The organism is Kitasatospora sp. NPDC004289 (genome assembly GCF_053602875.1).
In genome coordinates, this window is the sequence record NZ_JBSGEL010000160.1 from 1 (window position 1) to 3515 (window position 3515).

2 protein-coding genes and 1 pseudogene are annotated in these 3515 nt (G+C 78.3%); all 3 read right to left on the reverse strand.

Going from position 1 to position 3515, the window contains the following annotated elements; genetic code table 11:
• Nucleotides 1-1616 (reverse strand): DUF5682 family protein (locus tag ACWEPF_RS39605; RefSeq protein WP_452176487.1); only part of this gene is annotated, 1616 nt, incomplete at its 3' end.
• Between the two features lie 158 nt (nucleotides 1617-1774).
• Nucleotides 1775-2938 (reverse strand): ATP-binding protein, encoded by a 1164-nt coding sequence (locus tag ACWEPF_RS39610; protein WP_452176486.1) that lies wholly within the window; start codon nucleotides 2936-2938, stop codon nucleotides 1775-1777.
• Nucleotides 2939-3010: 72 nt separating this feature from the next.
• Nucleotides 3011-3515, reverse strand: a pseudogene (locus ACWEPF_RS39615) (DNA-binding protein); the annotation flags it as partial.

Here is a 3515-nt window from a genome sequence, read left to right on the forward strand (position 1 = left end):
GGTCGTAGATCCACCGGTGGCCGTAGTAGGCGAAGATCTGGTTGATCAGGAAGGCCTTGCGCTCGGGTGCCGGCGGCGGCCTGTTCGACCGTCACGCCGCGCACGCCCGCGAGGTCGAGCCGGGCCGGGACGCCCGGCGTCCAGGCCGCCCGCCAGCGGGTGGTGAGGGCGGAGCCGTCGCCGGTGCCGGAGACCTCGACGCGGTCGGCGTAGCCGGCGCCGCAGACCTCCAGGCGCTGGAGCAGGGTCTCGCGGCGGTGGTCGAGGGCGGAGCGCAGCGGGTCCAGCCGCAGCTCCCGGGAGTCCGGGTCCTCCGGGTGCGGCAGGCGCAGCTCGGCGAGCTCGGCCTCGACGGCCGGGCCGAGGCCCGAGCGGGGCGTGCCGGGGGCCGTCCGGCCGCGGTCGGTGCCGACCATCACCGTCTCCAGGGCGCGGGCCAGGGCCCTTCCCCGGCCGAGGAGTTCACCCTGGCCGAGCACGGTGGTGACGGACTCCAGCAGCTCGCCCCGGCCGGGGGCGGGCAGACCGCGCAGCCGGGCCAGGTCGCCGGCCAGGCGGAGCGTCTCGGCGGCCTCGCCGGTGCCGGCGGGGTGGCCGGCGGCGCGCAGCTCCCGGCAGACCTCGGTGACGGTCCGGGCGGCGGCCTCCTGGACCAGCTCGGGGGAGCCGCCCGCGGTGAGGACGGCCTGCTGCCAGCGCGGGTCCCGGATGCCGGCGGGATAGCCGGAGCGGGCGTCCAACAGGCCGAAGGTGTACGGCACCAGAGAGGTCGTCACCTCGGGCCCGTCGGACGGCACGGCTGGCACGGGCGGCACGGGCGGCACGGACGGGCGGGCGGCGGGCTGCCGTGCGGTGCTGCCCGCGCCGGAGCCGGCCCCGGTGCCGGCTGCGGGCTCGGGGGCGAGACCGACCGGACCGTCCGCGTCGGACCCCGCCTGTGCGGCGCGGAAGGCCGCAGGGGTGAGTGCGGCGGCGTGGAAGGAGCCGACCAGGACGGCGACCCGGCGGCCGCCCTCGGCGGCGGCCGCGACGACCCGGCGCATGTGGGCCTCGCGGGCGAGGTCCACGGCGGGGACGCCGCCGCGTTCGGCGGAGTCCTGGCGCAGCGCCCAGCCGACGGCCAGGGCGGCGCGGCGGACGGCCTCGGGCGTGCTGCCGGGGGCCCGGACCTCGACGGTCCGGTCCCACAGGTCGTCACCGGCCCGGCCGGTGTTCCCGGCGGCGAGGCCGTCGGCCCAGGACGGCCCGGGGCGCTCGGCCTCGGCCTCGGACGGCCCGGAGGCGGACCAGCCGGCGTCGCCCAACGGCAGGTCGCAGCAGCGTACTTCGACCCCGTTGCGGTGTGCCCAGCGGATCGCCGCCAGCTCGGGGGAGAAGTCCGCGAACGGGTAGAACCCGAGCCGCCCGTCCGCTCCGGCACCGGCCAGCGCCACGGGGGCGACGGTGCCGGGGTCGGCCAGGTGCGGCAGCCAGCGGTCGAAGTCGGCGGGCAGCTCCACGCAGAGCACCTGCGGTGCGGCCGACGCCAGCAGCTCGGGCAGGACGGCGGCCAGCGCCGGGCTGTGGTGCCGCACCCCGATCAGGAACGGCCCGTCGCCGTCGGCCAGTTCGGCCATCGCCGCCCGCGGGTCGGCTGCCGCGGCGCCGCTGCCCGGGCCTGCGGCGGCGGAGGGCGCGGCGGGAGCGGTGGTCGCGCCGCGCAGGGCGGCGTCGGCACGGCCGCCGGCCGCGCCCGGGTGCGCCGGGGCCCCGGGGGCGGGGGTCTGAGGCGTCGTCACCGGAGGTTCTCCCGCAGGTCCCAGAGGCGGCGCCACAGGGCCGAGCCGTCCTCGGCACGGCGGCGGACGGGGCCGTCCCAGTAGCCGAGGAGGCGGGCGTGGTCGGCGGGGTCGTCCTTGCGGACGGCGCCCAGGAGGTGACCGGGCATCAGGTCGAGGGCGTCGGCGGAGGTGCCGGGGAGGTAGGCGCGGGCCAGGCCGAGGGAGGAGGCGACCTGGACGGCCTCGGCGGTGGACATCACGGTGCCGGGGCGCTCCACGTCCCAGCCCTCGGCGGAGCGGCCGCTGCGCAGGTCGCGGAAGACCGTCACCAGGGCGTCCAGCACCGCGTCGTCCACGCCGAAGGCGGCCCCGGCCCGCTCGACGGCGGAGCCCGCGCGCTCCCGCACCAGGGCGGTCTCAGCGGCCGCGTCCGCGATGGGCTCCACGGTCTCGAAGTTGAAGCGGCGCTTGAGCGCGGCCGACATCTCCGAGACGCCCCGGTCCCGCAGGTTGGCGGTGGCGATCACGGTGAAGCCGGGCGCGGCCGGCACGGTGGCGTCCGGCGTGCCGGCCAGCTCGGGGACGGACACCCGCCGGTCGGAGAGGATCGAGACCAGCGCGTCCTGGACCTCGGGGAGGCAGCGCGTGACCTCCTCGATCCGGGCGACCTTCCCGCTGCGCATCGCGGTCAGCACCGGCGAGGCGACCAGCGCCTGCGGGGTGGGTCCCTGGGCCAGCAGCAGCGCGTAGTTCCAGCCGTAGCGGAAGGCGTCCTCGGTGGTGCCGGCGGTGCCCTGGACGGTCAGCTCGCTGGTGCCGCTGACGGCGGCGGAGAGCAGCTCGGAGAGCATCGACTTGGCGGTGCCGGGCTCGCCGACCAGCAGCAGGCCGCGCTCCCCGGCCAGGGTGACCACACAGCGCTCGACCAGCGCGCGGTCGCCGACGAACTTGCGGCTGACGGTCAGCGAGGCGGGCAGCTTCGTGCCCTTGCGGCGGGCGGCGGCGAGGGTCAGCGCGCCGTCGCTGCCGCAGACGAAGGTGACGACGGCGCTCGGGGTGAGCGCCCAGCCGGGCGGGCGCGGGCCGCTGTCGTGAGCGGCCAGGAAGGCCAGCTCCTCGGCGTGCTTCTCCTCGGCGGGGAGGACCTGCCGGGCGGGCTGTTCGGTGACGGTGGTCATGAAGGGTTCCTCGGTGACGGGGCCGGGGTGCGGCGGGGGCCGCACCCCGGCGGGAAGGGGTGTGACGGAGGGTCAGCGGCGCCGGCCGGCGCGCTTCACCTTGAGCTCCTCGAAGCGCGGCAGGTCGCCGTCCTGGATCCGCCGCCAGGCCCGGCGGTAGAGCTCGACGGCCGGTGCGGACGGCACCAGGGTGCCGAGCGGCACGTCCTCCTCGGCGAGCTCGCCGAGCAGCGGGAGCTTCCAGGTCTCCAGCGGCACGTACGGGCTGCGCCGCTCGGTCCAGGCGCCGGGCAGGAAGAGCGAGCGGCCCGCCCTGGTCCGGGTGGCCGTCACCACCAGCTCGGTGGCGGCCAGTTCGGCCCGCGCCGCCTTCAGCCGGGCCGGGCGCCAGCCGGTCCAGCGGGCGGTGTTCCTGTCCGTCGGGTCGGGCATGGCGAGCAGCATCAGGTAGAGCACCGCCGCGTCCTCGCCGAGCCCGTGCGCGGCCCGGACCTCGGCCACCAGCTCCGGCACCGAACGGGACGGGTCCTGCGGCCACCAGGTGCCGTCCGCGCCCGGCTCGCCGGCCGCCGGGGCG

Bases quoted from the DNA above. Each gene is read 5' to 3' on its own strand.
- ACWEPF_RS39610 (WP_452176486.1), bottom strand. From the start codon at position 2,938: ATGACCACCGTCACCGAACAGCCCGCCCGGCAGGTCCTCCCCGCCGAG.